The organism is Streptomyces sp. 4N124, assembly GCF_052245395.1.
In the GTDB taxonomy this organism is placed as follows: domain Bacteria; phylum Actinomycetota; class Actinomycetes; order Streptomycetales; family Streptomycetaceae; genus Streptomyces.
Genome location: NZ_JBQQBS010000012.1, coordinates 145,455 through 171,240, shown reverse-complemented (window position 1 = coordinate 171,240; position 25,786 = coordinate 145,455). Strand labels below are relative to the sequence as shown.

Genomic DNA, 25,786 nt, shown 5'->3' with positions numbered 1-25,786 from the left:
TCCGCGAACCATGACGAATCTCTGACGTCCGCGCCCGTCACGCGTCCGGCGCACGCCGGGCGTCCTAGCGTTCAGACGTGACCCGCGATCTTCTGCCAGGCACCCGCCCCGACGCGCTTCCCGACGCCCGACGGGACCTCCGCCGCGACCTGTACACGGCGACGGCCGCAGCCCTGCTCGTCGTGACCGCCGCGCTGGTCGGCAGCGCGATCGAGCGCCGCGACGACACGCTCTTCGTCCGCTGGCCCCCGCTGCTGGCGCACTGGGACCCGCACATCGGCCCCGGCACCCCGGCCGCGCTCACCGTCGCGATCGCGGTCATCGCGTACGGCCCCGTCCTGGCCGCACGCCTCCCCTGGCGCTCCCTGCTGCTCACGGTCTGGGGGTCAGGCATGGCCTGGACATGGTCGCTGGCGCTCATCGACGGCTGGCACCGCGGCGTCGCCCGGCGGCTGACGACGCGCAACGAATACCTTCAGGTCATCGACAGTTTCGGGGACATCCCGGCCACCCTGCGGGACTTCACCCAGCACATCCTGATCCACTCGCCCGACAACTGGCCCGCGCATGTCGCCGGGCATCCCCCCGCGGCCACCCTCACCTTCGTCTACCTGGACCGCATCGGCCTCGGCGGCGGCGCCTGGGCCGGGGCCTGGTGCATCACCGTCGGCACCACCGCCGCGCTCGGCATCCTCGTCAGCGTCCGCCTCCTCACCGACGAGCACCTCGCCCGCCGCGCCGCACCCTTCCTGGTCCTGGCACCGGGCGCGGTGTGGATGGGCACCTCCGCCGACGCCTACTTCGCGGCGGTCGCCGCCTGGGCGATCGCGTTCCTGGCACTGGCGGTCACAGGCCACCGGCCGGCCTGGACCGGCCTGGCCTCCGGCCTCCTGTTCGGCCTGACGGCCTACCTGTCGTACGGCCTCACACTCTTCGCGCTGATCGCCGGGGCCGTCCTCTTGCTGGGTACCCACCGCATCAGACCGCTCCCCTTCGTCCTCGCCGGGTTCACCGTCGTCCCCGTTGTGTTCACCGCGCTGGGCTTCTACTGGTGGGACGCGTACGACCTGCTGGTCACCCGCTACTACGAGGGCGCGGGCGGCGTCCGGCCGTACGGCTACTGGGTGTGGGCCAACTTCGCGTGCACGGTGCTGGTGGTGGGCCTCGCGACAGCGGCCGGGCTGCGGCGGACCGGGGTGGCCCTGCTCCGCCGGGACGACGGGGCCGCCGTACGCCTCGGTGTGCTGGTGCTGGCCGCCCTCGTCGCGCTGGTCGTCGCCGATCTGTCCGGGATGAGCAAGGCGGAGACGGAACGGATCTGGCTGCCGTTCGCGCTGTGGCTGCTGCCGGCGTGTGCGCTTCTGAGGGGCGTGCGGGGGTGGCTGGCGGCGCAGGGGATCGTCGCGCTTCTCGTCAACCATCTCTTGCTGACGGGCTGGTGACTCCGGTCACACCGTGACCACGTTGCCCGTCCGCCCTCACCTCGTCGGTTCCCGGCCACCGTCCCGTCACGCAGAAAGGGAACGCTCCCCGCGTCCCCCTTTGCTCGCCTCCTCGTACCCGTCAGTCCCGCCACAGCGGCGGGCACGACGCGGAAGGACGACGTGCGCCGTGTCCCCGCTCCAGCTCGACGAGCTCCCCAAGCCGTCGCTCACCCCCGTCCCCATCCCCGCTCCCGCCTCGGTCAGTGCCCCCACACCGACCGGCCCCCCGCCGACCACGACGCGTCAGCGCCGGCTCCGCTGGGCGCTGAGCCTGCTTCCGCTCCTGCTGATCGGCGGGTACGCGGCGTTCGACTGGCCCACCGTCCATGACAGCGCCGTCCGGCTGGCCGGTGCCGACCCCTGGTGGCTGCTGGCCGGAACCGTGTTCAACATCCTGTGCTGGGTGGCCGCGTCCGTGACCCGGCAGGGCGCCCTGCCGGAACGGCTGCCGCCGGGTCCGCTGCTGGCCTCGCAGTTCGCCGCGGGCGCCGCGAATCATGTGCTGCCGGCCGGGCTTGGCGCGCACGCCGTGACCCTGCGGTTTCTGCAGAACCAGGGCATATCCATCCCCCGGGCGACGGCGTCCCTGGCGCTGTACTCGCTGGTCAAGCCGATCGCGAAGACACTGCTGATCCTGGCATTCCTCGCCGCCTTCCCCGGCACGCTGCGCATCGGCCAGCTCGTCCCGGACGCCCAGACGCTGACCGTGGCCGGCATCGGCATCGCCTGTGCGCTCGGCGCGGCGACCTTGCTCGTGACGGCCGTACGGCCGCTGCGGCGACCGCTGCTCGGCTGTCTGAACTCCGCCCTGACCGACGCGCGGCTGTTGCACACCCGTCCGGTCCGGGTGCTTCAGCTGTGGGGCGGGGCGGCGGCGTTTCCGCTGTTGCAGGCCAGTGTGCTGGCCTCGGTGGGGTCGTCGCTCGGGCTGCAGCTGCCCTGGGTGCATGTGATCTTCGCGTACCTCGCGGCCAGCGCCGCGGTGGGGGCGGTGCCGGCGCCGGGCGGCATCGGCCCCGTTGATGCGGCGCTGGTGTTCACCCTGGTCGTCTTCGGCGCCCCGATGGTCCTTGCGACCGGCACGGTGATTGGTTTTCGGGTGATCACGGTGTGGTTGCCTTTGTTTCCGGGGGCGTTGGTGTTGTCGTGGATGGTGCGGCGGAAGATGTTGTGAGCGGGGCGCTGTGGTTGGTGCCTTGGCTACGGGTCCGTTGTTGCTGGTCGCGCAGTTCCCCGCGCCCCTGACGGGGCGCCTCACTCACCGGGCTTGCAGTGCCCCGAAGGGGCGCGGGGAACTGCGCGATCAGCCCCCACCGACCCGCAGACAACCAACCAGCGCATCCAGCCGAGCGCTCAGTCCCTTCGAGCCACCAGCCGGTATGCGTTGGACACTCCGAGCCGATGCGACACCGGCCGGATCACGAACCGGTCCAGCAACGTGCCCGCGACCAGGGCCGGGACACCGGCGAGAAGCAGCGCACCGCGCAGGGTACGGCGCAGGGCGTTCGGAGGTTGCCGCAGCCACGGCAGATTGTCGCGCGGAGCCACCGCGTCCAACGCCAGCCACGCTCCCGCCAGCAGATCGACGGGATCATGCGGCTCGGCGTGCTGCTCCGCCACGACCGTGAAGCCGAGGTCGGTCAGCCGTTGCCGCAGGTTGCCGACGGGCACGAAGTGCAGATGCTGCGGCTGGAGCCACGGCAGCCACCACCGGCAGAGGAGCCGGGCGTACCGGCTGTCGGGGTCGGGCACCTCGATCAGCAGATGCCCGCCGGGCCTCAACGCCTCGTGCGCGGCCCTCAGTTCCCGGTCAGGCTCGGTGCTGTGCTCCAGGTAATGGAACATGCTGACCACGTCGTACTGCCCTCCGAACCCCGGCGCCAGCTCCGGGAAGCTCCCCCGGTAACCCCGCTCCACCCGCCCCGCCCGCTCGGCGAGCTCCGCCCCGTCGGTGAAGTCGAGCCCGTCGAACGTCGTACCGGGGTGAACGATGCGAGCGGCCTCACAGAAGTGACCGTGCCCGGTACCGACGTCGAGCCAGCTCTTCGGTTCGGCGGCGTACGGCAGCAGGGACGCGGCCCGCTGCTCGTACATCTTCGTCCGGCCCGCGAAGGTGTTGCCCAGCTGCTTCTCGCCCAGGCCGTCGTAGAAGTCCCGGTAGTAGAACTCCAGCCCCTCGGCGCTCAGTCGGGGGTTCTGGAAGGTGTGCCGGCACGCCTGGCACTGGTCGAGGACGAACCGGCCGGGCTTGTGCTGGAGCAGATCGGTCGTGCGCAGCCGGGTCTTCAGGTCCAGCGCACCGCACCAGGGGCAGGTGGTGCGCCGGGGTTCGAAGAACCGGGCCAGGCCGTCGGCCAGATCGGCCAGGTAGCCGGGACGGAGAGCGGCGACCTGCTCGGCACGGCTCGGCGCTTTCCGTTGTTCCTCGTTCATGACGCCCTCCTCGCTCATGACACCTCCTCGGCGACCAGTTCTTCGAGACGGGAGGCCGCCGCGGTCGCACCCCCGGCGGCCCGGAATCCGCTGCGCATGCGCCCGGCCGCGGCACGGTAACCGGGTTCGTGCAGAACGGCGTCGAGTGCCTCGCCCAGCTTCACGGCGGTGACCCGCCCGAACCGGACCCTGATCCCCACCCCGGCCTGCACCACCTGCCCGGCGACGACCGGCTGGTCGTCCCGGATGGGCGCCACGACGAGGGGCACACCGTGCCAGAGCGCTTCGCAGACGGTGTTGTGCCCGGCGTGACAGACGACGGCGTCGACCCTTTCCAGCAGCGGGAGTTGAGGGACCGCCCGCACGATCAGTACGTCCTTGTCGTCGGCGCCCGCGAGCGCTCCCGCCGGATCCACGATCACCGCCTGCATCCGGTCGGCACGGGACCGTACGGCCTGATGGCACTCGGCGAGAAACCGCGGCCCCACATCGGTGTTGGCGGTGCCGAGCGTGACGAGGACGGTCGCGCGGGACGGGTCCAGCCAGTCCCAGGGGAAGTCGGCCGGGGCGGGCCGCTCGGTGATGGACGGGCCGACGTAGCGGATCTGTTCGCCCGTCCTGGCGTCCGGTCCGACGAACTCGCGGATGCTGAAGGCGAGTACGAGATGGGGCGAGAAGCGGGGATCGGCGGTACCGGACGGGTCCCCGATCCGGGCCCGCAGCCCGCTCAGGACTCCGTCGATCCAGTCGGCGACCTTCGGCGTGCCCGCCAGGACGTCGGTGAACTCGGCGGAGGTGGTGGCCGACGTCGCCCACGGCACGCCCAGCCGTTCGGCGACCAGCCCGCCGGCGAACGCCTGCTGGTCGGCGACGACCACATCGGGGCCGAACTCCCGTACCGCGGCGGTCACTCCGGGCGCCATCGCCTCGGCGAGCGGTGCGAGAAACCGTTCCCACAGGAATTTCAGCGCCTCGGGTCCGCGGATGTCGGGCGGTCGTACGCCGTCCCCCGTCCCCGGCACGTGCAGCTGGGGCCCGTCGCAGGAGAACACGACAGCCTTCCCGCCCGCATGCCGCAGCACCAGTCCGGGATCGGCGCACGCCCAGGCCACCCGGTGTCCCCGGGCGGTCAGTTCCGCGGCGACCCCGACGGCCGGGTTGATATGACCCACGAGCGGCGGCACGACGAACAGGAACCTGCTCACCGCACTCACCGCACCTCAGCCAACTGCGCCTGCCGGATCAGCTCAAGGATGTGCTCGCCGACCACACCGGCGGCCTCGACCAGCACGGAGTGCTCGTGCCCCGGCACCACCACGGTCCGGCAGTCGGGCAACAACGCCTCCAGCCAGGGAGCGAGTTCAGCGAGGTCGGAGTCACCGCCGTACAGGGCGAGGACGGGACACGACACGGACCGGATCTCGTCGTCCGTCAGCACCCGGCTGGCCGGGATGTCGTGCGGGAGGCTGGTGGTACGGGCCAGGCGGGCCGCGCCCTTGGCGAGACGGGCGGTGTTGTGGCTGCGGTTCGCGGTGATCCAGGCGAGGGCGTCGTCCTCGTTGAGCGCGAGCTGGGTGAGCACGCGGTGCAGGATGCCGCCGATTTTCACCGCCCAGGCCTCGGTCGCCGGTTCCGACTCGATGAGGGTGAGGCTCGCGGCGCTCTCCGGGTGGCGGGCGGCGTAGCCGAAGGCGACCGTGCCGCCGTACGAGTTGCCGACCAGGTGGACCGGCCCGGTGACCGCCAGCCGGTCGAGCAGCGCCTCGAGGTCGTCGATGCTGTCGTCGAGGTGGTAACCGGTTTCGGGGCGTTCGCTGCGGCCGTGGCCGCGCAGGTCGTACATGACGACGTCGATGCCGGCCAGCGCGAACACCGGTGCCACGGTGAAGTAGTAGCTGGCGAGGCTGTCGGTGAGCAGGCCGTGCACCAGCACCGCGGTGGCCGTGGCGGGTCGGTCGTCCCTGGGGCCCATTCTCTGGACGTGCAGCCGGATGTCGCCCGTGTCGACGTAGGCCATGCTCAGACCGCCTCCGCCGCTTTGAGGCTCTGCACGATGTGCTCGACGAGCCGGCCGACGGTGAGTTCGATGATCTCGTCGAACTCCATCCCGGCCAGGAACTCGGCGAAGTTGACCCGTCCGCCGTACCGCTCCTCCAGCAGCCCGGCGAGCGTGACGAGGTCGATGCTCTCCAGCTCCAGATCGCGGTTGAACGTGGTCTGCATGCCGATCTCGACGTCGTCGAGGCCGTATTCGTCGAGGAGTGCCGCGAGCATGCCGGTGATGTCGGCGAGCACGGTTTCCTCGTCGATGGCCTGCGGGTTGGGCTGCGGGTTGGCCTGCGGGTTGGGCTGCATCAGTCCCTCTCCTCGTCGTCCTGTCGCGTCGGTCCCGTCGTCCAGGCCACGACGTACTCCCTGCTCGGCAACCCGGGCGGGTTGCCGGTCCGTTCGCAGCGCACGCGGTAACGCGCGCGTTCCAGCCGCCCCGAGACGACCAGGCGGTCCGCGTCGGCCGCCAGCACGGCGAAGTCGCGGGGCCGCCCGCCGAAACCGGTACCCTCCGCCTTCGCGACGGCCTCCTTGGCCGCCCAGAACCGGGTGAACCACAGCGCCTCGGACTCCGCGGTGGCCGCGCACCGCGCCCGCAGCAAGGCGAGTTCGTCCGGACCGAGGGCGGCGGCGAGCGTCTCCCGGTCCCGTTCGACGACTTCCTCGATGTCGATGCCGGGCCCGGGGCCCGGGGTGTGCGGCCGTACGATCGCGACGCCGGCCTCCGCGCGATGGGCGAGCGAGAGATCCAGCGGGGGGAGGCTCCGGCCGTGCATGCCGGTGACGTACGGTCGCCCCGAGTCGTCGTTCAGGACGCGGATCTCGGCCGGAAAGACGGGCCCCTCACCGTGGTCCCACAACCACCGCCGTACGGCGTCCTTGGCGGCGATCCTCCCGAGCAGCCACTGTCTGCGACCGCGGGGCGCATGCGCCTCGTACTCCGAACGCTCCACGCTGCTCAGCGAGTTGCGCATGATGAGGTCCCGCGAGGCCAGGTCCGGCCACCGCTCGTGCAGCAGCACCCAGCCGTCCGGCCGGGCCTCGGAGAGGGTGTTGCGCTCGGGGAACCGCTCGACCGGCCGGGTCTGCGGGTCGTTGTCGAAGCGGCGGTCCTGCCAGCCGGTCAGCTCGGCCCAGACCTCGCCGTCGACGGTCAGCTGGACGTCCGCTTCGAGAACGGTTTCGGTGAGGGACGTGATCCGTACGAAGCAGCCGACGTCCGTGCCGGGGAGCGGCTGCGGCCCGTAGAACCGCATCTGCCGCATGTGTACCGGGAAGACGACGGTCCGCTCGGTGCGGGTCGCCATGATCCAGTAACCGAGGATCTGACCGACGTTGTCGAGCAGCGACCCGGGCGCAGGCGGCGTCGTGATCACCCCCCGCACGTGCGCCTCGCCGACCGCGGTGAGCTCGCTGACGCCCTGGAACGCCGGGCCGTGGAACATCCAGCGCTCGGCGTAGAGCTGGGCGGCCGTGTGGTCCGGGGTGCGTTCGGTGGCGGGGTCGGGGTGCCAGGGGGCGGGGGATGTCGCCGGGTAGCGGTCGGACAGCTCGACGACCGAGCGTGCCCGGGGCCCGAAGGAGACGGCGCGCCGGGCGGGGGCGTCGGGGACGGGAGTGACGGTCACCTCGACGTCGACGGGCGGGGTGGCGGTGAGCCACTTGTCGAAACGCGCCCCATGCACGGCGACCGCCCGCGTGCCGGGTACGGCCTGCTCCGCCGCCACCATCATGTGCTGCACGATCGTCGTGGCCGGTACAACCGGCCAGCGGTCGGAGACGTCGGGCCAGCCGGGTCGTTGGGGGAAGAAGCAGTGGTCGAGGAGGTGGGGCATGGTGTCCGGGGAGACGTGGACGGTGGTGCGGTGGGCGCGTCGGTGATCGGTGCGCAGGGGTGGGGGCAGCGGTGGGGCCGAGTTCGCCGGCGGGGGTGAGACCGCGGGCCGCGCGACTTCCACCGCTGCGACGGAGGGTGTGCGCGCGACCGTCGCGGAAGTCACCGCCGGTGTTGGATGACGTCCCGTCACCGGAGCCGAGCGATGGTCGGCCGCCGCGATCAACTCGGCTGCCGTATCGGCGGTTTCCCGCAGGAGTGCGCTCAGTTCCGCGGCGGCCCGGGAGTGCACGGCGACCGCGTCCAGCGGGACACGCGAGACAGCCGCACCCGGAGCCACACCACGGTCGGCCGCAGAACCGACCTGCAACTGCGCACGCAACTCCGCCAGAATCGGCCCGTCGAGCGAGACGAGCGCGCCGCCCAGGTCGAGTCGGACCGGAGGCCGGTCCCCTCGCGCGGGAGCCGAGTGGGGAGCGGCTCCGGCAGCACCCCGAGGGGGCGCGGGGCTGTGTCGATATGCGGCTCCGCCGCGGGGCGCGACCAGCCCCCACCGACCCGCAGACAACCGACGACCCACCTCGGCCCTTCCAGCGGAGCGCTCCGCGCCGGTCGCCCACAGCGCCGTCGCCACCCTCTGCAGCTGGGCGAGACCCGTGCGGTGGGGAGAGTTGGCGGACACGACGAGGTGATCGCGGCCGGACAGGGTGTCGCCGACGAGGGAGCCGAGCTGGCCGGGGCCGACCTGGACGAACGTGCGATGTCCGGCCGCGTACATCGCCTCGACGAGCTGCCGGAAGCGAACCGGCTCCAGCAAGTGCCGGACGAACAGCTCACGGACCGCCGACTCCCCGGACGGGAACGGCGCCGCCGTGGTCCCGGACCACACCGGCACAGTCGGCGGATGCAGCCGGAAGCGGCTCGCCGCGTCCTTGATGGGTCCGAGGTAAGGCAGAAGCATCGGCGTGTGGAAGCCGGACCGGAACGGCAGCACCTGGCTGATCACACCCTGCGCGCGGAAGGCCCGTACGAACTCCGTCACGGCCGTGTCCGGACCGCACACCATCGACTGGGCGGGCGCGTTGTCGTGGGACAGCACGATCCCGGCGTCCGGCCAGTCCGCCGCCAGGGCCTCCAGCACGCGCTCGGCCGACGCCCCGAGCGCCCCGAACGCCAGCCCCGGCACGGTCAGCGCGTCCGGGTCGAAGGACGCCATGAAGTCGTCCACCTCGTCCCCGGAGTACAGCCCGGCCGCCACCATCGCCGTCCACTCGCCGACACTGTGCCCGGCGACCGCGTCCGGCACGATCCCCATCCGCCGCAACGCCCCGTCGAGCAGCCGCCCGACGGCGACGACCCCGAACCCGTGCCGGCCGATGTCCCCGACCTGGGCGGCTCCCGATACCGGCCCCGACAGGCCGAAGTGGGCTGCTACGTCGTCCACTTGGGGTGCGAAGTCCCCTTCGAGGCCGGGGAAGATGAACGCGAGTTTTCCGCCCAGCGGGGCAGGTGAGAACCAGACGTCGTTACGACCGTGCCAGGCGCGTCCGCGGGCAATCGCGCGTCGGGCCAGCGCTAGCCGCTTGGCGGTGGGGTCGACGATGCCGAGCCGGGCGGGGCCGGCGTACGCCTCCGGCATTCCAGCGTCGAGACCGGCCGCGCGTACGTCCGCGTCGTCGGCGTCCAACTGTGCAGCAAGGCCCTCAGGGGTGTCGGCGGCGAGGAGCAGCACGCGCGATGTGCCGTCGGTCGGGTGCGGCTGCGTCGTGGCTGGTCGCGCAGTTCCCCGCGCCCCTACGGGGCGCTGCCGCACCGGCGTCTCCTCCAGTACCACGTGCGCATTGATTCCGCCGAACCCGAACGCGTTCACCGCCGCCCGCCGTACCGCACCTGTCTCCCACGGCTCCGCCTTCTCCAGCGGACGGAAACGCGTCTCGGCCAGCCCCGGATTCGGATCGTCGCAGTGCAGCGTCGGCAACAGCACCCCGTGATGGACCGCGAGCGCCGCCTTCACCAGCCCCGCCACACCCGCGGCCGGCATCGTGTGACCGATCATCGACTTCACCGAGCCGATCACCGCACGGTCGCCGGCCGCACCCGGTCCGAACACCTCGGCCAGCGTGGAGAGTTCGGCCGCGTCCCCCGCAGGGGTAGCCGTACCGTGCGCCTCCAGCAGTCCGATCGACCCGCCCGCCGCCGGATCGAGCCCCGCCGCCCGCCACGCCTGACGTACCGCACGGGCCTGGCCGCCGGGGTCGGGATTGACGAGACCGGCGGCGCGCCCGTCGCTCGCGACGCCCGTGCCGCGGATGACGGCGTAGACGCGGTCCCCGTCGCGCTCGGCGTCGGCGAGGCGCTTGAGGACGACGACGCCGGTGCCCTCGCCGATCAGGATGCCGTCGGCGTCGCGGTGGAAGGGGCGGATGCGCTGGCTCGGGGAGAGCGCGCGGAGCTGGGAGAAGACTGACCACAGGGTGATGTCGTGGCAGTGGTGCACTCCCCCGGCGAGCATCAGGTCGCAGCGCCCGGCGGCCAGTTCGCCCACCGCCTGGTCGACGGCGACCAGCGAGGACGCACAGGCGGCGTCCACGGTGTACGCGGGCCCGCGCAGGTCGAGCCGGTTGGCGACACGGGAGGCCGCGAGGTTGGGGACGAGGCCGATCGCGGACTCGGGGCTGTCGGGCCCGAGCCGCTCGGTGAACGCCGCCCGTATGCGGTCCAGTTGCCCGTCGTCGAGATCGGGCAGCAACTCCCCCAGTGTGCGGACGAGTTGACCCGCCGTACGCACCCGCTGGTCGAGCCGGACCAGACCGGGCGTGAGGTACCCGCCCCGGCCAAGGACGACCCCGATCCGCTGCCGGTCCGGCAACCGCTCCTCACCGCCCGCGTCCGCGAGCGCCGCGGCGGCCACGTGCAGGGCGATGAGCTGGTCGGGCTCGGTGCCGGACACCGACTTCGGCATGATCCCGAACCGGGTGACCTCCACCTCGGCGAGCGAGTCGACGAACCCGCCGCGCCGGCAGTACACCTGGTCGGCGACCGCACGCCCGGCGGCGGAACCCGGACGGTAGTAGTCGGAGTCCCACCGCCCTTCGGGTACGTCGGTGATGGCGTCCGTGCCGGCCACCAGGTTCCGCCAGTACGAGTCGAGGTCGGCGGCGCCGGGCAGCAGCACCGACATCCCCACGATGGCTATGGGGGGCTGTACTTGACGGTCCGTCATGTCACCAGCCCGACGAGGTGTAGACGACCGCGCGGGCCGACTCGTCGCCCCAGGCCAGTTCACGCAGCAGCGCCGCGGTCCCCTCCTCGGGGTCGATCAGCTTGATCCCGCGGCGGGCGTACTCGCGGCCCAGCTCCGGACTGACCATGCCGGTGTGCGTCCCGGTCGGCGCCCACGGCCCCCAGTGCACGGTCAGCGCCCGGCGGCCGGTGCGCGCGGCCCACGCCGAACCCAGGCTCTCCAGGGCGTCGTTGGCTGCCGCGTAGTCCGACTGGCCCCGGTTGCCGAGGACGGCGGAGATGCTCCCGAACAGCACCGCGAAGGCGGGCCCGCCCGGCAGTTCCTCCAGCGCCGTCAGCAGCGTCTCGGCGCCCACGGTCTTGGTGCCGTAGACCCGCTCGAACGACTCGGTGGTCTTCTCGGCGATCACCTTGTCCTCGATCACCCCGGCCGCGTAGACGACCCCGTCGAGCCTGCCGTGCTCGGCGTGGATCTCCTTCACCGCCTGGAGTGCGGCGTCCGGCTCCCGGAAGTCGACGGAGTGGTAGCGGGCCCGGCTGCCGAGCGCGGCGAGTTCGTCGAGCGTGGCGGCGATCTCCCGCTGGGCGAGCAGGAGTTCGGTCTCGCGGTTGATCTCGGCGGGCGTCAGACCGCCCCGGGCGGCGAGCGCCGCGCGCAGGGCGGCCCGGTCGGAGGCGGCGGCGGTCGCCGGGTCCTCGGGTCCGTCCGGTGCGGGGGTCCGGCCGAGCATTTCGATACGACAGCGGGAGGCGGCGGCGAGCGAGACGGCGAACTTGGCGGTGATCCCGCGGGCGCCGCCCACCAGCAGCACGACCGAGTCACGGTCGAGACCGAGCGCGGCGGCCTCGGCGGCCCCGTCACCGGCGGGTCCGGCACCGGTCGTACCGAGGGTGCCGAGCGGTGTCTCCGCCAACTCCAGCCCATGGCGGCCGGATGCGGTGCGCAGGACGACCGGGGCGGCCGGTTCCGGCGCCAGCAGTTCGGCGAGCAGCGCGTCGGCGACGGCGGTGGGCGCGGTGTCGTCCAGGTCGACGACCCGTGCGACGGTCTGCGGGTACTCGCGGGCGATGGTGCGGAAGAGGCCGTGCAGACCGGCCGACCGCGCGCTCGGGGCGGCGGGGCGTACGGCGATCAGGTGGCGCGGGGCGCGGCTCAGGGCGGCCTTCAGGACGGGGAAGGCGTCCGGCAGCACGGGCGGGGCGGCGGTGTCGAGGGCGTCGAGGTACAGCACGCCGTCCACCCGGCCGTCGGCCTCGGAGAGCAGGTGCTCCCGGCCGAGGGTCACGGTCTCGGCACCGTGCGAGGTGAGCCGGGCGGCGATCTCCCGGGCGGCATCGGCGGTCTCGTCCTCGCCGAGGAGCATGAACCGCTGCCCGGTGAGTTCGGCGGCCGGGTCCGCGGCGGCCGACTCCAGGAGGACGGGCCGCAACACGAACCGCTTCGGTGCCTCACCGGTCACCGGCTCGGGGCCGGGGCCGGGCTCCGTCACCACGACCGGCTCGGGCTGCTGCTCCGCCGGGGACAGCCGCGCCGCGAGCCACTCCGTGACCGACGCCGCCGTACGCGCCTTCGCCAGCTCCTCCAGCTCGGCGTCGTCGAGCGCGGCGAGGTCGGCGCCGCCGCCTGTGCCGAGGCGCTTGGCCAGTTCACCGGCGATCTCGGCGCGCTTGATGGAGTCGATGCTGAGGTCGGCCTCCAGGTCGAGGTCGGGCTCGATCATGTCCATGGGGTAGCCGGTGCGCTCGCTGATGATCTCGAGCACGACGGAGAGGACATCGGTTTCTTCGGTTGATTCCTCGGTTGTTTCTTCGGAGGTGGCTTCAGGCTGCGGCGCCTGCTGCAAGGCCGGTTGTTCCACGGCCAGTTGAACTGGTTGCTCCACAGGCAGCTGCACCGGCTGCTGTGCCGGAACCCACTGCCCTGCCGCCGCGGCCCCGCCGAAGTACGTCAGCAGCACGTCCCGCTGGGCCGCCACCATCTCGCGGCTGGTGCGCAGGAACTCGGAGATCAGCGCGTCCTTGTCCGAGTGGGCCGGGGTGCCGTTCGTGTGGTTGGTCGTCACAGTCGTCTCCACGACGCGTCGGGCCGGTGCGAGGGCACCGGGGAGGAGTTCTCCGGCGGCGGTGCGGACCAGCTGGCCGTCGACCGTCCAGCCGGGCCGCTTCGGCGCCGGGGTGCGGACGGCGTCGACGGCGTCCCGGCCTCGCAGCAGCCATGCGGTGCGTACCGGCTGCCCGGCGACGGCGAGTTGGGCGAGTGCGTCGAGCCAGCCGGGCAGTCCGCTGCCGGCGCGGGGCTCGCAGGCGACGGTGCGGTGCGGGCGGTCGCCGAGGATCTGCCCGACCAGCCGGGTGAGCACGGACCCCGGGCCCGCCTCGACGAAGACGCGTGCGCCTGCCTCGTACATCGCCTCGATCTGCGTGACGAAGGCGACGGGTGCGCCGATCTGGGCGGCCAGTTCGGTCCGTACGGCGGCTGCGTCGTCGCCGTACGGGCGGCCGGTGCGGTTGGCCCACACCGGGAACTCGGGTGCGCGCACGGTGTGCTGGGCCAGGACCCCGGCGAACCGCTCACCGGCGCCCGCCACCAGTGGGCTGTGGAAGGCGCAGGCCACGGGGATGCGCTTGGCGCCGACACCGGCCGCGCGCAGCTGTCGTACGGCCTCCTCGACCGCCGCCGTGGGTCCCGAAATCACCGTCTGGCCGGGTGAGTTGTGGTTGGCGACGACGACCCCGGCCGATGCGCCGAGCACCCCCTCGATGTCCTCGGCGCCGGCCGCCACCGCCGCCATCGTCCCGGGGTCGGCCCCGGCCGCGTCGAGGATCGCCTCCGCCCGCTCGGCGCTCAGCGTCAGCAGCGTCTCCGGGTCGAGGGCGCCTGCCGCGCACAGGGCGACCAGTTCGCCGTAGCTGTGTCCGGCCGCCATGTCGGGCCGTATCCCGGCCTTGGTGAGCAGCTCGTGGGCGGCGAGCCCGACGATGCCGAGGGCGGGCTGGGCGACGCGGGTGTCGGTGAGGCGGGCGCGCTGACGCTCTCGCTCGGTGTCGTCGAAGGCGGTGGGCGGGTACAGCAAGTCGGCGTATGGGCGGCCGAGTTCGAGGTGGTGCTGGAGTTCGGGGAACGCGATGAAGACGTCGGCGAGCATCCCGGGGCGCTGGCTGCCCTGGCCGGGGAAGAGGAAGGCGACTTTGCCGCGGGAGCTTTGGCCGGCTGGAGCGTCAGGGCCTGCGTTGGCTCGGTCCTCGGGGCTGTGGTCAGCGGTGCGCTCCGCGCCCGCGCCGGCTGCACCCTCTGAGCCCTGGTCGGCCAGATGGATTCCCGCCGCCGGATCGTGCTCCCCGGCCAGCGCCCTGCGCAGCTGCCCGGCCAGACCAGCCACATCCGTCGCGACGACCGCGATCTGCACCGGATCGTGCCCGGCGTCGGACCGCCGCGCGACGCTCAGCGCCAGATCGCGCAGCCGCCACGGCCACCCGCTCTCCGCCGTCACGGACTCGGCGACCTTGAGCACGTCCTCGACGGCCCGCCGCGCCCCCGCGAGGTCCTTCCCCCGGAACGTGAACAGCTCCGCGGGCCACGCGTCCAGCCCCTGCGCCGACGGAACGGAATCGCCGTAAGCCCCCACCACCGCATGGAAGTTGGTCCCGCCGAACCCGAACGCGCTGACTCCCGCGAGGCGTTCCTCCGCCGGGGCCGCCCAGGGCCGCGCCTCCGCGTGGAACACGAACGGGCTGCTGTCCTCGCGCCACCCGGAGTTGGGCCGCTGGACGTGCAGCGTCGGCGGCTTGACGCCGTGGTGCAGTGCCAGCACCGTCTTGATCAGCCCGGCGAGACCCGCGGCGCACTTCGTGTGCCCGATCTGCGACTTGACCGACCCGAGCGCACACCCACCCGCTTCCGCCCCGGCCTCGCTGAACACCTCGCTGAGGATGGTGAGTTCGGTACGGTCGCCGACGACCGTACCGGTGCCGTGCGCCTCGACCAGACCGACGTCGGCGGGCGAGACCCCGGCGTTGCGGTAGGCCCGCTGGAGGGCGGCGCGCTGCCCCTCGGGGCGCGGTGCGGTGAGCCCCAGCGAACGACCGTCGCTGGAACTCCCCACTCCCTTGATCACGCCGTAGATCCGGTCCCCGTCCCGCTCGGCGTCCGCGAGCCGCTTCAGCACCACGCAGGCGACGCCCTCCCCGAGCGCGATGCCGTCCGCCGAGCTGTCGAAGGCCCGGGACCGGCCCGTCGGGGACAGGGCGTGCACGGACGAGAAGAGGACGTAGTCGTTGACGCCGTTGTGCAGATCGGCGCCGCCGCACAGCACCACGTCGCTGGTCCCGCCGACGAGTTCCTTGCAGGCGACGTCGAGGGCGGCCAGCGAGGACGCGCAGGCCGCGTCGACGGTGTAGTTGGCGCCGCCGAGGTCGAGCCGGTTGGCGATGCGGCCGGAGATGACGTTGGCCAGCATGCCGGGGAAGGAGTCCTCGGTGAGCTGCGGGAGCTGCTGCTCGATGCCGTCGGGGATCGTGCCGTAGTACGACGGGAGTACGGCCCTCAGCGTGGTCGCGTTGGACAGGTCGCTGCCCGCCTCCGCGCCGAACACGACGGAGGTGCGCGCCCGCTCGAACGCCCGCCCGCGCTCGCCGTATCCGGCGTCCTCCAACGCCCGCCGGGCGGCCTCCAGGGCCAGCAGCTGCACGGGCTCGACAGCACCGAGGGACGTGGGCGGGATGCCGTAGCGCAGGGGGTCGAAGGGGATGCGCGGCAGGAAGCCGCCCCATTTGGATGTGCTGGCGCCCTCGCCGTCGGGACCGTAGTGCACGGCCGGGTCCCAGCGCTCGGGCGGGACCTCCGTGACGGCGTCGCGCCCGCCGAGGATGTTCGCCCAGAAGGCGGCGAGGTCGGGGGCGTCGGGGAACATGCAGGCCATGCCGACGACAGCGATGTCGAGCGGCGCGGGGGCAGCGGGCTCCACGGCCTCGACGCTCAACTGCGCACGCAGCGCTCGCGCCCGTTCGTCGAGGAAGCCGGCCGCGCCTTCGGCCACCGACCGGTGCAGGGCGCCGATCGTGGTGGTGGCCGACCGCAGCACCGCCACTTCCCCGGCCATGAACATCCCGTCAGCGAGCTGCCGTTGCTCGTCGACGGCCGTCAACTCGCCGGCGGTGTCCCGGTCGACGCCCTTGCTGGCGATCCGCAGCCGTCCGACGTTCAGCCGCTCCAGCTCCTCCCAGATCCGCCGGTCGGGCACGCCCTCGGCACGCAGCTCGGCCTCGCGTTCGCGGTAGTCGTCGCTGAACGGGCTCGGCACGCAGCGGGTGGCGTGGCCGGGCGCCGTCTCCAGCAGGGCGGTGCCGGTCGCGGCGACGACCTGCCGCTGGAAGAGCGGCTGGATGGCCCCGCAGTCGACGGCCTCCTCGGTGAACAGATAGGCGGTGCCCATCAGGACGCCAACGGCGGCCCCGCGCGCGGTCAGTGGCGCGGCGAGCGCGGCGACCATCGCGGCCGACCGCTCGTCGTGGACGCCGCCCGCGAAGAACACCTCGATGTCGGAGCCGTCCTCGGTGTCCGCCAAGTGGTCCTCGATGACGGCGAGTTGGGCTTCCCACAGCGGAAAGCTCGCCCGCGGCCCGACATGGCCGCCGCATTCGGACCCCTCGAAGACGAATCTGCGCGCCCCGGCCTGGAGGAACTGCCGCAGCAGCCCCGGCGAGGGCACATGCAGGAAGGTGCTGATGCCCTCCCGCTCCAGCGCCTCGGCCTGCGAGGGCCGCCCGCCCGCGATGATCGCGTGCGTCGGCCGCAGCTCTCGTACGATCTCCAGCTGGGCGTTCCGTGTCTCCTCCGGCGCGAACCCGAGCACGCCGACACCCCAGGGCCGCCCGGTCACGGCCTCCCTGGTCTCCTCCAGCATCGCCCGGGTCTGCTCCCCGTTCGCGAGGGCGAGCGCGATGAACGGCAGGGCACCGTCCCCGGCCACGGCCGCCGCGAACCGCGCCCGGTCGCTCACCCGGGTCATCGGCCCCTGCGCGACCGGCAACCGGGTACCGAGGGCCCGGCCCATCGGTGACCCGTCCCGCAGCGCCCGCACGGCCGTGTCGTCGCGCACCGCCTCCCGTACGGCGTCGGCGAGCGCGCGCACGACCTGCCCCGCGTCACCCCACCGTTCGGCGAACCGTGCGGCCAGGAACCCGTCCTGCCCCACCGGCAGCACCTGCCTGCGCAGATCCTGCGCGCCGAGCAGATCCGCCACCGTGTCGTCGTCCGGCATGTCCGGGGCGTCCGGTCCGCGGCGCCGCAGCACGCGGTGACCGCCGACCACGACCGTCTCGGAGCCGTCCATCGACCGCAGCGCGGCAGCGGCCGGCTCCGGCAGCTCCGACTCGGCCAGCAGGGCCAGTTGGCTGTCCAGTACGACTCCGGCGGCGCCGCCCACGACGGCGGCAGCGGCGGTCCGGGGGCCGATGCCGCCACAGGCCCACACGGGAAGGCCGACGCCGGACAGCAGCTGCTGGAGGAGCACGAAGGTACTCAACTCCCCCGTCCGGCCGCTGCTTTCGGAACCGCGGGCGATCAGCCCGTGCGCACCGGCGCGCATCGCCTCCCGCGCCTGCTCCAGATCGGTGACCTCGGCCAACACCCGGACGCCGGAGGGGACTTCGCCGATCCGCCAGGCCGCGTCCACGGCGAGGACGACGGTGCCGGGACCGTCGTCCAGGACGTCCTCGGGCCGGAGCCGGCATCGCGCGCCGATCCGGACTCCGTACGGACCGGGCCTGAGGTGTCGTATTCGCGCCAGCGCCGCTCTTGTTCTTCGGTCGCCGGCACCCAGATCCAGGATCCCCAGCCCGCCGGCGCGGCTGACCGCCGCGGCCAGACGGGTGTCGGGTTCACCGAACGGGGTGACTCCGATGATCATGTCCTCGGCGCGCACAGCAGACGTCATGATGCTCCCGAATAATCGGTGAGACTGCACGGTGGGGGGTGGGAATGCCGACGGAACCGGTCGTCAAAAACCATGCGGAAGCCAACACCAGAAATTACCGGCCGGTCAACAAGGGCGCGGTTTTCGGCATATCGCCGTATCACATTCGGCCAGCGCCGACCGATGACCCCAAGAGCCGAAAAATCGGGCTAATCCCATTCAGCCGCGCCGCGGGCCGGGGGACGGAAACCCAGGCCGGCGCCGGGAACCCGACAGAGCGCTGACCAGTTCACTCACGTCTCATGCTCTCGAAACACGCTCGACCGTTCCTCAGCGCTTTGTAAACTTTGCATGTCCACCTCATCCCGGCTGGAACAGGCCGGGTGGAGAGCGCGCGGAGAGAACGCGAAGACAATTCGGGCGCCCCCATGAGGGCGCCCGATCGGTTCACGGGAAATTCGGCAAACGGAAACACTGAAACGCGGTTCAGCCCTCGTCGGGCGTCAGCCGCACCGCGATGCTGTTGATGCAGTACCGCTGGTCGGTGGGCGTCGCGTAGCCCTCGCCCTCGAACAGATGCCCAAGGTGCGAACCGCACCGGGCGCACCGCACCTCCGTCCGCACCATCCCGTGCGAACGGTCCTCGATCAGCTCCACCGCATCGGAGTCGCGGGCGTCGAAGAAGCTCGGCCAGCCGCAGTGGGACTCGAACTTCGCGTCCGAGGTGAAGAGGTCGGCGCTGCAGGCGCGGCAGGAGTAGATGCCCTGCGTCTTGGTGTCGGTGTACTCACCGGTGAAGGCGGGCTCCGTGGCGGCCTGGCGCAGCACCGCGTACTCGCCCGGCGTCAGCTCCGCGCGCCACTGCTCGTCCGGCTTCTCGACGTCGTACGACATGGGTGTCAGCCCCTCACTGCGACAGACGGTCCAGGATCAGCGGGCCCAGGTCGGTCACATCGCCCGCGCCCATGGTGAGAACGAGATCGCCCGCCTTGGTCATTCCCGCGATCACCGACGGCACCTCGGCCTTGTCGTGGACCGCGGTGACGTCCGCACCCGCCGCCCGCGCGGCCTCGATGATCAGCTCGCTGGTGACGCCCGGGATCGGGTCCTCGCGGGCCGGGTAGATGTCCAGGACGACGGAGGCGTCCGCGAGGGACAGGGACTGGCCCATCTCCTTGCCCAGTTCCTGGGTGCGGGAGAACAGGTGCGGCTGGAAGACCACCAGGATCCGCGCGTCACCGGCCGCCGAGCGCATCGCCTCCAGGTCGGCCGTCATCTCCGTCGGGTGGTGCGCGTAGGAGTCGATGACCTGCACGCCCGCCGCCTCGCCCTTGAGCTGCAGGCGGCGCTTGACGCCGGTGTACGCGGCCAGCGCGGGCGCCAGCTCAGCCGCGGGGACGCCCAGCGCCACGCCGGCGGCGAGCGCGGCGACCGCGTTGTGTGCGTAGTGCCGGCCGGGGACGGACACCGTGAAGGTGATCTCCGCGCCGTCCAGCAGGACCGTCACCTCGCTCTTCAGCCCCTGGGCCCGCACCGACAGGATCCGTACGTCCGCGTCCGGGGACTCGCCGTACGTCACCACGCGGACGCCCTCGATCCGCCGGGCCAGCTCGCGCGCGCCGTCCTGGTCCGCGGCGATCACCAGCGTGCCGCCGGGCACGATCCTGCCCGCGAAGGTCTCGAAGGACTCGTAGATCTCGTCCATCGACGCGTAGTTGGCGTGGTGGTCGAGCTCCACGTTGAGGACGATGGCGACCTCGGGCGCGTACTTGTGGAAGCTGCGGTCGCTTTCGTCCGCCTCCGCGACGAAGATCTCCCCCTCGCCGTGCAGGGCGTTGGAGCCGGGGGCGTCCAGGTCGCCGCCGATGGCGTACGAGGGCTCAAGGTCCAGCTCGGACAGCGAGACGGCCAGCATCGACGTGGTCGTGGTCTTGCCGTGGGTGCCCGCGACCGCGATCGGACGCAGGCCCTCCATCAGGGCCGCGAGGGCGTCGGAGCGGTGCACCACCGGGATGCCCAGCTCGGCCGCGCGGGCCAGCTCCGGGTTGTCCTTGCGGATCGCCGACGACACCACGACACAGCTGGCGCCGTCGGCGAGGTGCTCCGTGGCGTGCCCGATGTGCACGGTCACGCCCAGCGCGCGCAGCGCCTCGGCGGTGGCGGACTCCTTCGCATCACTGCCCGCCACCTTCGCGCCCCGCTGCGCGAGGATCTTCGCGATCCCCGACATTCCGGCCCCGCCGATGCCGATGAAGTGCGGTCGGTCCATGGCGGTAGGAAGGCCGGGTGCCATGAGTGCTTCTCCCCAAGTGATGCGACACGTATCGAGGGGTCAGCCTATGCCTTGCTGTGGGAGAACAGCTTCAGCACCGGCACCCCCACCTTGTGCCGGGCCCGCGAGGCCCAGTCCCGGTGGAAGAACTCCTCCACGTAGTGGGGGTCGGTCAGCACGATGACCTCGTCCGCCCCGGTCTCCTCGACCAGGGCCCTGAGCGCGTCCAACGGGTGGTCCTCGATGAGGCGGCCCTCCGCCTCGCTGCCGGAGCCGCGCAGAGCCGTGAGGGACACCTCCAGGGCCTGCTCGCCGAGGGCGGCGGCGTCCTTGCCCTCCGGGGTCTCCAGCTCGCGAGCCGCCTCGTCGATCTCGCCGAGTGCGATGTCGTCGATGGCCCGCAGCAGCCGGTCTGCCTGGTCACCGCGCGGCTGGAGCAGGACGTGGAAGGAGACCGCCTCGTCCCCGTGCAAGGTGGTGACGAACTCCACGTCGGCGGATGTCAGGGCCTTCTCGATCATCAATACGCTTGTGAACACGACAGGCGTCCTTCTCCTCCGTGGGCCTTGGCCGGGCCCCTGCGGAAACCATCCTGCCCCGCGATCGCACGGGGACTGCGAGTTTTAGTGTGCCCGTCGGAAGCTAAACGGAACGGTGGATTCCGTCGATTACCTGACCAGCGCACTCAAGCCCGCCGATACCTGCCGAAGAGGAACCCGTCCTCCTCCAACAGGGACACCAGTGCGAATCGGCGCGGCACCGCGACCGCCGGGCCGCCCGCGATGCGCTGCGCGTCTCCCGCGGTGAGCATCGGGGACACGGTCAGACACAGTTCGTCCAGCACCTCGGCCGCCACCAGCTGGCCGAGCAGACGCGGGCCGCCCTCGGTCAGCAGCCGGGTGTGCCCGAGGTCGCCGAGTGCCCGTACGGCGCGGGCCGGGTCGACTCCGATCCCGTCCCCGGCGATCACCACCTGGGCGCCCGCCTTCTCCGCGGTCGCGATCCGGTCGGGAGCCGCGGCGGCGCCCGTCAGGATCAGGGTCGGCACCGTGGGCGAGGTGAACAGCGGCAGCGAGAAGTCCAGGTCCATGCTCGCGGTGACCACCGCGATCGCCGGCGCGGGCGCCTGTCCGGCCTCCGTACGCCGCCGAGCGAACTCCTCTCGCGCGCGTGCCGGACGGTACCCCTCCTGGCGTACCGTTTCCGCGCCGACCACTACCACATCCGCCAGCGCCCGCAGCGTCCCGAAGATCCGCATGTCCGCCGCGCTGGAAATCGGCTGCGAGCGGCCACCGTGCTGGGCGGCACCGTCGAGCGTCCCCACCATGTTGGCCCGCAGCCACGGCTCCCGCCCACCGGGACCGCGCTCGGGGTAGGCGTACGCGCCGGCCAGCTCGTCGAGGCTCCATTCACGGGCGTCCGGGGCTGTTTCGTAGGTCACAGGGAACAGACGTCGCATGCTGTGAAGTCTGGCACGGTGCCAAGCAGGTCCGGGGAGGTCAGGCGCCCCCGAAGGGGCGCGGGGAACTGCGCGACCAGCCACAACGGACCAGCAGGCGAAGTACCGGCCTGCCGGCGGTTGCACTTAGAGTTGGGAAACGTGCGTAACTCCACCGCCGACTCCGGGCTCGGTCAGATATCCGACGTGAGCCCCGTCTCTCTGTGCACCCGCGAGCCCCACGTCCCCGCGGAGCGCCTCGTCGGCGAGATGGTGCCACCACCCCGCTTCGACTCGGTCCGCTTCAGCACGTACATCCCGGACCCGAACCAGCCCAGCCAGACCGAGGCCGTCCGGGTCCTGGAGGCCTTCGCGGGCGGACTCGGCGGTGCGCACCCGACGGCCACCGCCAAGCGCGGCTTCTTCGGCTTCGGCAGGGCGAAGGCACCGAAGACCCCGGCCGGCCCCCGCGGCGTCTACCTCGACGGCGGCTACGGCGTCGGCAAGACCCACCTGCTCGCCTCCCTCTGGCACGCCACCCCGGCCGAGCCCGCGCTCAAGGCGTTCGGCACGTTCGTGGAGCTGACGAACCTGGTCGGCGCCCTCGGCTTCCAGAAGACCGTCCAGACCCTGTCCGAGCACCGCCTGCTGTGCATCGACGAGTTCGAGCTGGACGACCCCGGCGACACCGTCCTCGTCTCGACGCTGCTCGGCAAGCTGGTGGACGCGGGCGTCGCGCTCGCCGCCACCTCGAACACGCTGCCCGGCAAGCTCGGTGAGGGCCGGTTCGCGGCGGCCGACTTCCTGCGCGAGATCCAGGGCCTGTCCGCGCACTTCCGCCCGCTGCGCATCGACGGCGAGGACTACCGCCACCGCGGGCTGCCCGAGGCGCCGGCGCCGTTCTCCGACGAGCAGGTCACCAAGGCCGCGTACGCCACGCAGGGCGCCTCACTCGACGACTTCCCGCATCTGCTGGAGCACCTCGCCCGCGTCCACCCCAGCCGGTACGGCGCGCTGACCGACGGAATCCGGGCGGTGTGCCTCACCGACGTCCAGCCGATCCCGGACCAGTCGACCGCGCTGCGGCTCGTCGTCCTCGCGGACCGGCTGTACGACCGCGAGGTGCCCGTGCTCGCCTCGGGACTCCCCTTCGACCAGCTGTTCAGCGAGGAAATGCTGAACGGCGGCTACCGCAAGAAGTACTTCCGGGCGATCTCCCGGCTCACCGCGCTGGCCCGGGACGCCAAGGGGCTCGTCGAGGCCGACTAGTCGGACAACTCCCCCAGGTCAAGAGGCATTTCAGGCCAAGTGACCACGACTTTCAGGCTCTCTTCAGCCTGAAACGTTAAGTTAACCCTGCAAACAACTTTGCAGGGTTAACGTGTTTCTTGACCAGCCATTGACCAAGTGTTGGCGTGTGCATAAGTCGTGAACTGCCTGGAGGGAGGCGGATGTTGCGAGGTACGACGACCAGGACCGTAGTCTCGGCCCTCGCCGCCGTCCTGCTCGTCCTGCAGTTCTTCGCTCCCTCCACGTCGTTCGCATCCGCGCACACGGTTGGTCATGTCGAGGCCAAGGCTCAGCCCGGATCCAAGCTGTCACCCAAGCCACTGCGCGACGGGATCATCACGATCCGTGACAAGAGCTGCTCCGGGGACCCGACCGGTCCCCAGCACACACGGGAGCGGAACCGCTCCTCCGTCGTCTGGCCCGGGGCGCAGGAGCGCCCGCTCGTGGCCCCAGGAACGACAGCAGCACACCTGACGGTGGCGCGCGCCGCGCAATGTCGCACGGCGAGATCCTCGACAACCCACTCTCCGGCGGCACTTCAGGTCTTCCGCTGCTGAGAGAGAGCAGAGCAGTCATCACCACTCTGTCTTGCACGTCCGACGCGCCTTTCGCGCGCCAGGAGGAGTCACCACATCATGCAGCCCCTCATCGACAACGCCCGCACGTTCGGACAGCGCCCTGAGGAGTTCGCCAGACTCGCCGAAGGCCAGTCCCCCGAGGTCCTGTTCATCACCTGTTCCGACTCCCGGGTCGTACCGGCCCTGATCACCGGCGCCCGCCCCGGCCAGCTCTTCGAGCTGCGCACCGCGGGCAACATCGTCCCGCCGTACGCCTCCGAGCACCCCACCAGCGAGGCGGCCACCATCGAGTACGCGGTCGAGGTACTCGGCGTCCGCGACATAGTCGTCTGCGGCCACTCCCACTGCGGAGCGGTCGGCGCCCTGGTGCGCGGTGACGATCTGGACGCCGTACCCGCCGTCCGCGACTGGCTCGCCGCCGCGACGCCGCGTCCGCAGGGAGCGGCCGGCGATCCGACCGTGGCCGAGGGAGTGCAGAGCCATGTCCTGGCGCAGCTGCTGCGGCTGCGCTCCTACCCCTGTATCGCCCAGAAGCAGGCCCAGGGCCAACTCGCCCTGCACGCCTGGTACTACGAGGTCCACACCGGCGCCGTACAGGCGCACAGCCCGCAGACCGACACCTTCAAGGCCCTGTGAGCACCGCCATGAACCCCTCCACCCTCACCAAGTTCCCTCATCTGCGGCAGGACTTCGCCGCGTCCCTCGTCGTCTTCCTGGTCGCGCTCCCGCTGTGCGTGGGCGTGGCCGTCGCCTCCGGTGTGCCGGCCGAGCTCGGGCTCGTCACCGGCATCGTGGGCGGCATCGTCACCGGGCTGATGCGCGGCAGCAGCCTTCAGGTGTCCGGCCCGGCCGCCGGGCTGACCGTGCTGGTCTTCGAGGCGGTGCGCGAGTTCGGGCTGCCGGTACTCGGCGTGATCGTGCTCCTCACCGGCCTGCTCCAGCTGCTGATGGGCGCCCTGAAGCTGGGGCGCTGGTTCCGGGCCATCTCGGTCGCCGTGGTCGAGGGCATGCTGGCCGGTATCGGGCTCGTCCTGATCGCCGGGCAGCTGTACTCGGTCGCGGACGCCGAGGCCCCCGCCTCCGGACTCGCGAAGATCGCGGGGCTTCCCGGGGCGCTCACGGACGCCGTCCAGGACACCGGGGCGCTGGCCTCGCTGGGTCTCGGCGCGGGCACGATCGCCGTGCTGGTGCTGTGGAAGCGGATGCCGCGCCAGGTGCGCACGGTGCCCGGCCCGCTGGCCGCGGTGGGCCTGGCGACGCTGGTCGCCGTGGTCTTCGGCCTGCCGGTGGCCACCGTCGAGGTGCAGGGGCTGCTGGGCTCCATCCAGCCGCCGTCCCTGGACGCCTTCGGTGAGCTCGCCGATGTCGGCGTGCTCGCCACCGTGGCCGCCTTCACGCTGATCGCGTCCGCCGAGTCGCTGTTCAGCGCGGCGGCGGTGGACCGGCTGCACGACGGTCCGCGTACCGAGTACGACAAGGAACTGCTCGCCCAGGGCGCGGGCAACACCGTCTGCGGTGCGCTGGGCGCCCTGCCGATGACCGCGGTGATCGTACGCAGCGCGGCGAACGTCCAGGCGGGCGCGCGGACGAAGGCGTCCCGGGTGCTGCACGGCGTATGGCTGCTGCTGTTCGCGGCCCTGCTGCCGGCCGTTCTCGCCTACATCCCGATCCCGGCCCTGGCGGGCATCCTGGTGCACGCCGGCGCCAAGCTCATCCCCGTGCGGGAGATCGTGTCCCTGTGGCGCGACCATCGCGGTGAGGCGCTGATCCTGATGGTCACGGCGGTGTCGATCGTCGCGGTCAGCATGTTCGAGGGCGTCCTCATCGGCCTCGCGCTGGCCATCGCCAAGACCGCCTGGGAGGCCTCGCACATCAAGCTGGAGGTCATAGACAAGGGAGCCGGGCCCGTCCAGGCGTATCTGTCGGGCAACGCGACCTTCCTGCGGCTGCCGAAGATACTCGACAGCCTGGAGTCCCTGCCCCAGGACCGTCCCGTCGAGCTGAACCTGTCCGGGCTGCACCACCTGGACCACGCCTGCCGTACGGCGCTGGAGAACTGGGCCGAGCGGCACAGCGCGGCCGGCACCGATCCGGTACGGCTCGACGGTGCCGTGGCAGCACCTGAGGCCCGGCGGTAGCACTCCCTGACGCCCGGCGAAGCCCGGCTGAAGCTCCGAACCGGGGCTTCAGCCGGGCTTACCGTTGCCCTATTCGGGCATATCGTTGGAAGAGGTTGCCAATCCCGCTTTTA

General features: G+C 72.0%; 15 protein-coding genes. 5 read left to right on the top strand and 10 right to left on the bottom strand.

Translation table 11 applies throughout. From position 1 onward, the window contains the following. The first annotated feature begins 77 nt into the window (after nucleotides 1-77). Both ACTWQO_RS15385 and ACTWQO_RS15380 read left to right on the top strand, forming a co-directional pair. Complete coding sequence (locus ACTWQO_RS15385; protein WP_443237872.1) at nucleotides 78-1,442, top strand: hypothetical protein; 1,365 nt, start codon at nucleotides 78-80, stop codon at nucleotides 1,440-1,442. A gap of 169 nt (nucleotides 1,443-1,611) precedes the next feature. After that, on the top strand, nucleotides 1,612-2,658 hold the full coding sequence (locus ACTWQO_RS15380) for a lysylphosphatidylglycerol synthase transmembrane domain-containing protein (protein WP_443237871.1): 1,047 nt from the start codon (nucleotides 1,612-1,614) through the stop codon (nucleotides 2,656-2,658). 179 nt (nucleotides 2,659-2,837) lie between these two features. Here ACTWQO_RS15380 and ACTWQO_RS15375 read toward each other — a convergent pair whose 3' ends face one another. From ACTWQO_RS15375 to ACTWQO_RS15330, 10 genes are all read right to left on the bottom strand, one after another. After that, nucleotides 2,838-3,935 carry a class I SAM-dependent methyltransferase gene (locus tag ACTWQO_RS15375; RefSeq protein WP_443237870.1) on the bottom strand — a complete coding sequence of 366 codons (1,098 nt, stop codon included), beginning with the start codon at nucleotides 3,933-3,935 and terminating at the stop codon, nucleotides 2,838-2,840. Next, a complete protein-coding gene (locus tag ACTWQO_RS15370) occupies nucleotides 3,932-5,122 on the bottom strand; it encodes a glycosyltransferase (RefSeq protein ID WP_443237869.1) in 1,191 nt (396 codons plus the stop codon). The genes ACTWQO_RS15375 and ACTWQO_RS15370 overlap by 4 nt, the downstream gene beginning before the upstream one ends. A 5-nt stretch (nucleotides 5,123-5,127) precedes the next feature. Continuing rightward, nucleotides 5,128-5,934 carry an alpha/beta fold hydrolase gene (locus tag ACTWQO_RS15365; protein ID WP_443237868.1) on the bottom strand — a complete coding sequence of 269 codons (807 nt, stop codon included), beginning with the start codon at nucleotides 5,932-5,934 and terminating at the stop codon, nucleotides 5,128-5,130. A 2-nt stretch (nucleotides 5,935-5,936) separates the two neighbouring features. Then, the gene (locus tag ACTWQO_RS15360; RefSeq protein ID WP_443237867.1) at nucleotides 5,937-6,272 is read right to left on the bottom strand and encodes an acyl carrier protein; all 336 of its coding nucleotides are present in this window, start codon (nucleotides 6,270-6,272) and stop codon (nucleotides 5,937-5,939) included. Continuing rightward, nucleotides 6,272-11,023 carry a beta-ketoacyl synthase N-terminal-like domain-containing protein gene (locus ACTWQO_RS15355; RefSeq protein WP_443237866.1) on the bottom strand — a complete coding sequence of 1,584 codons (4,752 nt, stop codon included), beginning with the start codon at nucleotides 11,021-11,023 and terminating at the stop codon, nucleotides 6,272-6,274. The genes ACTWQO_RS15360 and ACTWQO_RS15355 overlap by 1 nt, the downstream gene beginning before the upstream one ends. Nucleotide 11,024: 1 nt before the next feature. After that, nucleotides 11,025-17,978: an SDR family NAD(P)-dependent oxidoreductase gene (locus tag ACTWQO_RS15350; protein WP_443237865.1), complete on the bottom strand. Its 6,954-nt coding sequence runs from the start codon at nucleotides 17,976-17,978 to the stop codon at nucleotides 11,025-11,027. Nucleotides 17,979-18,443: 465 nt separating this feature from the next. Continuing rightward, the gene (msrB, locus tag ACTWQO_RS15345) at nucleotides 18,444-18,851 is read right to left on the bottom strand and encodes a peptide-methionine (R)-S-oxide reductase MsrB (RefSeq protein WP_443237864.1); all 408 of its coding nucleotides are present in this window, start codon (nucleotides 18,849-18,851) and stop codon (nucleotides 18,444-18,446) included. Nucleotides 18,852-18,864: 13 nt separating this feature from the next. Beyond that, the gene (gene murC / locus ACTWQO_RS15340) at nucleotides 18,865-20,250 is read right to left on the bottom strand and encodes a UDP-N-acetylmuramate--L-alanine ligase (protein ID WP_443237863.1); all 1,386 of its coding nucleotides are present in this window, start codon (nucleotides 20,248-20,250) and stop codon (nucleotides 18,865-18,867) included. Between the two features lie 44 nt (nucleotides 20,251-20,294). Further along, nucleotides 20,295-20,768, bottom strand: a complete 474-nt coding sequence (locus ACTWQO_RS15335; protein WP_443237862.1) for an indole-3-glycerol phosphate synthase — start codon at nucleotides 20,766-20,768, stop codon at nucleotides 20,295-20,297. Nucleotides 20,769-20,914: 146 nt separating this feature from the next. Further along, nucleotides 20,915-21,688, bottom strand: coding sequence for a pyrimidine reductase family protein (locus ACTWQO_RS15330; protein WP_443237861.1), 774 nt, complete (start codon nucleotides 21,686-21,688; stop codon nucleotides 20,915-20,917). Between the two features lie 141 nt (nucleotides 21,689-21,829). Here ACTWQO_RS15330 and zapE point away from each other — a divergent pair, with 141 nt between their 5' ends. The 3 genes from zapE (at nucleotide 21,830) to ACTWQO_RS15315 (ending at nucleotide 25,673) form a co-directional block, all read left to right on the top strand. Next, complete coding sequence (gene zapE / locus ACTWQO_RS15325) at nucleotides 21,830-22,936, top strand: cell division protein ZapE (RefSeq protein ID WP_443237860.1); 1,107 nt, start codon at nucleotides 21,830-21,832, stop codon at nucleotides 22,934-22,936. 656 nt (nucleotides 22,937-23,592) lie between these two features. Then, complete coding sequence (locus ACTWQO_RS15320; RefSeq protein ID WP_443237859.1) at nucleotides 23,593-24,171, top strand: carbonic anhydrase; 579 nt, start codon at nucleotides 23,593-23,595, stop codon at nucleotides 24,169-24,171. Nucleotides 24,172-24,179: 8 nt separating this feature from the next. Beyond that, nucleotides 24,180-25,673, top strand: coding sequence for a SulP family inorganic anion transporter (locus tag ACTWQO_RS15315; RefSeq protein ID WP_443237858.1), 1,494 nt, complete (start codon nucleotides 24,180-24,182; stop codon nucleotides 25,671-25,673). Nucleotides 25,674-25,786 lie beyond the last annotated feature (113 nt).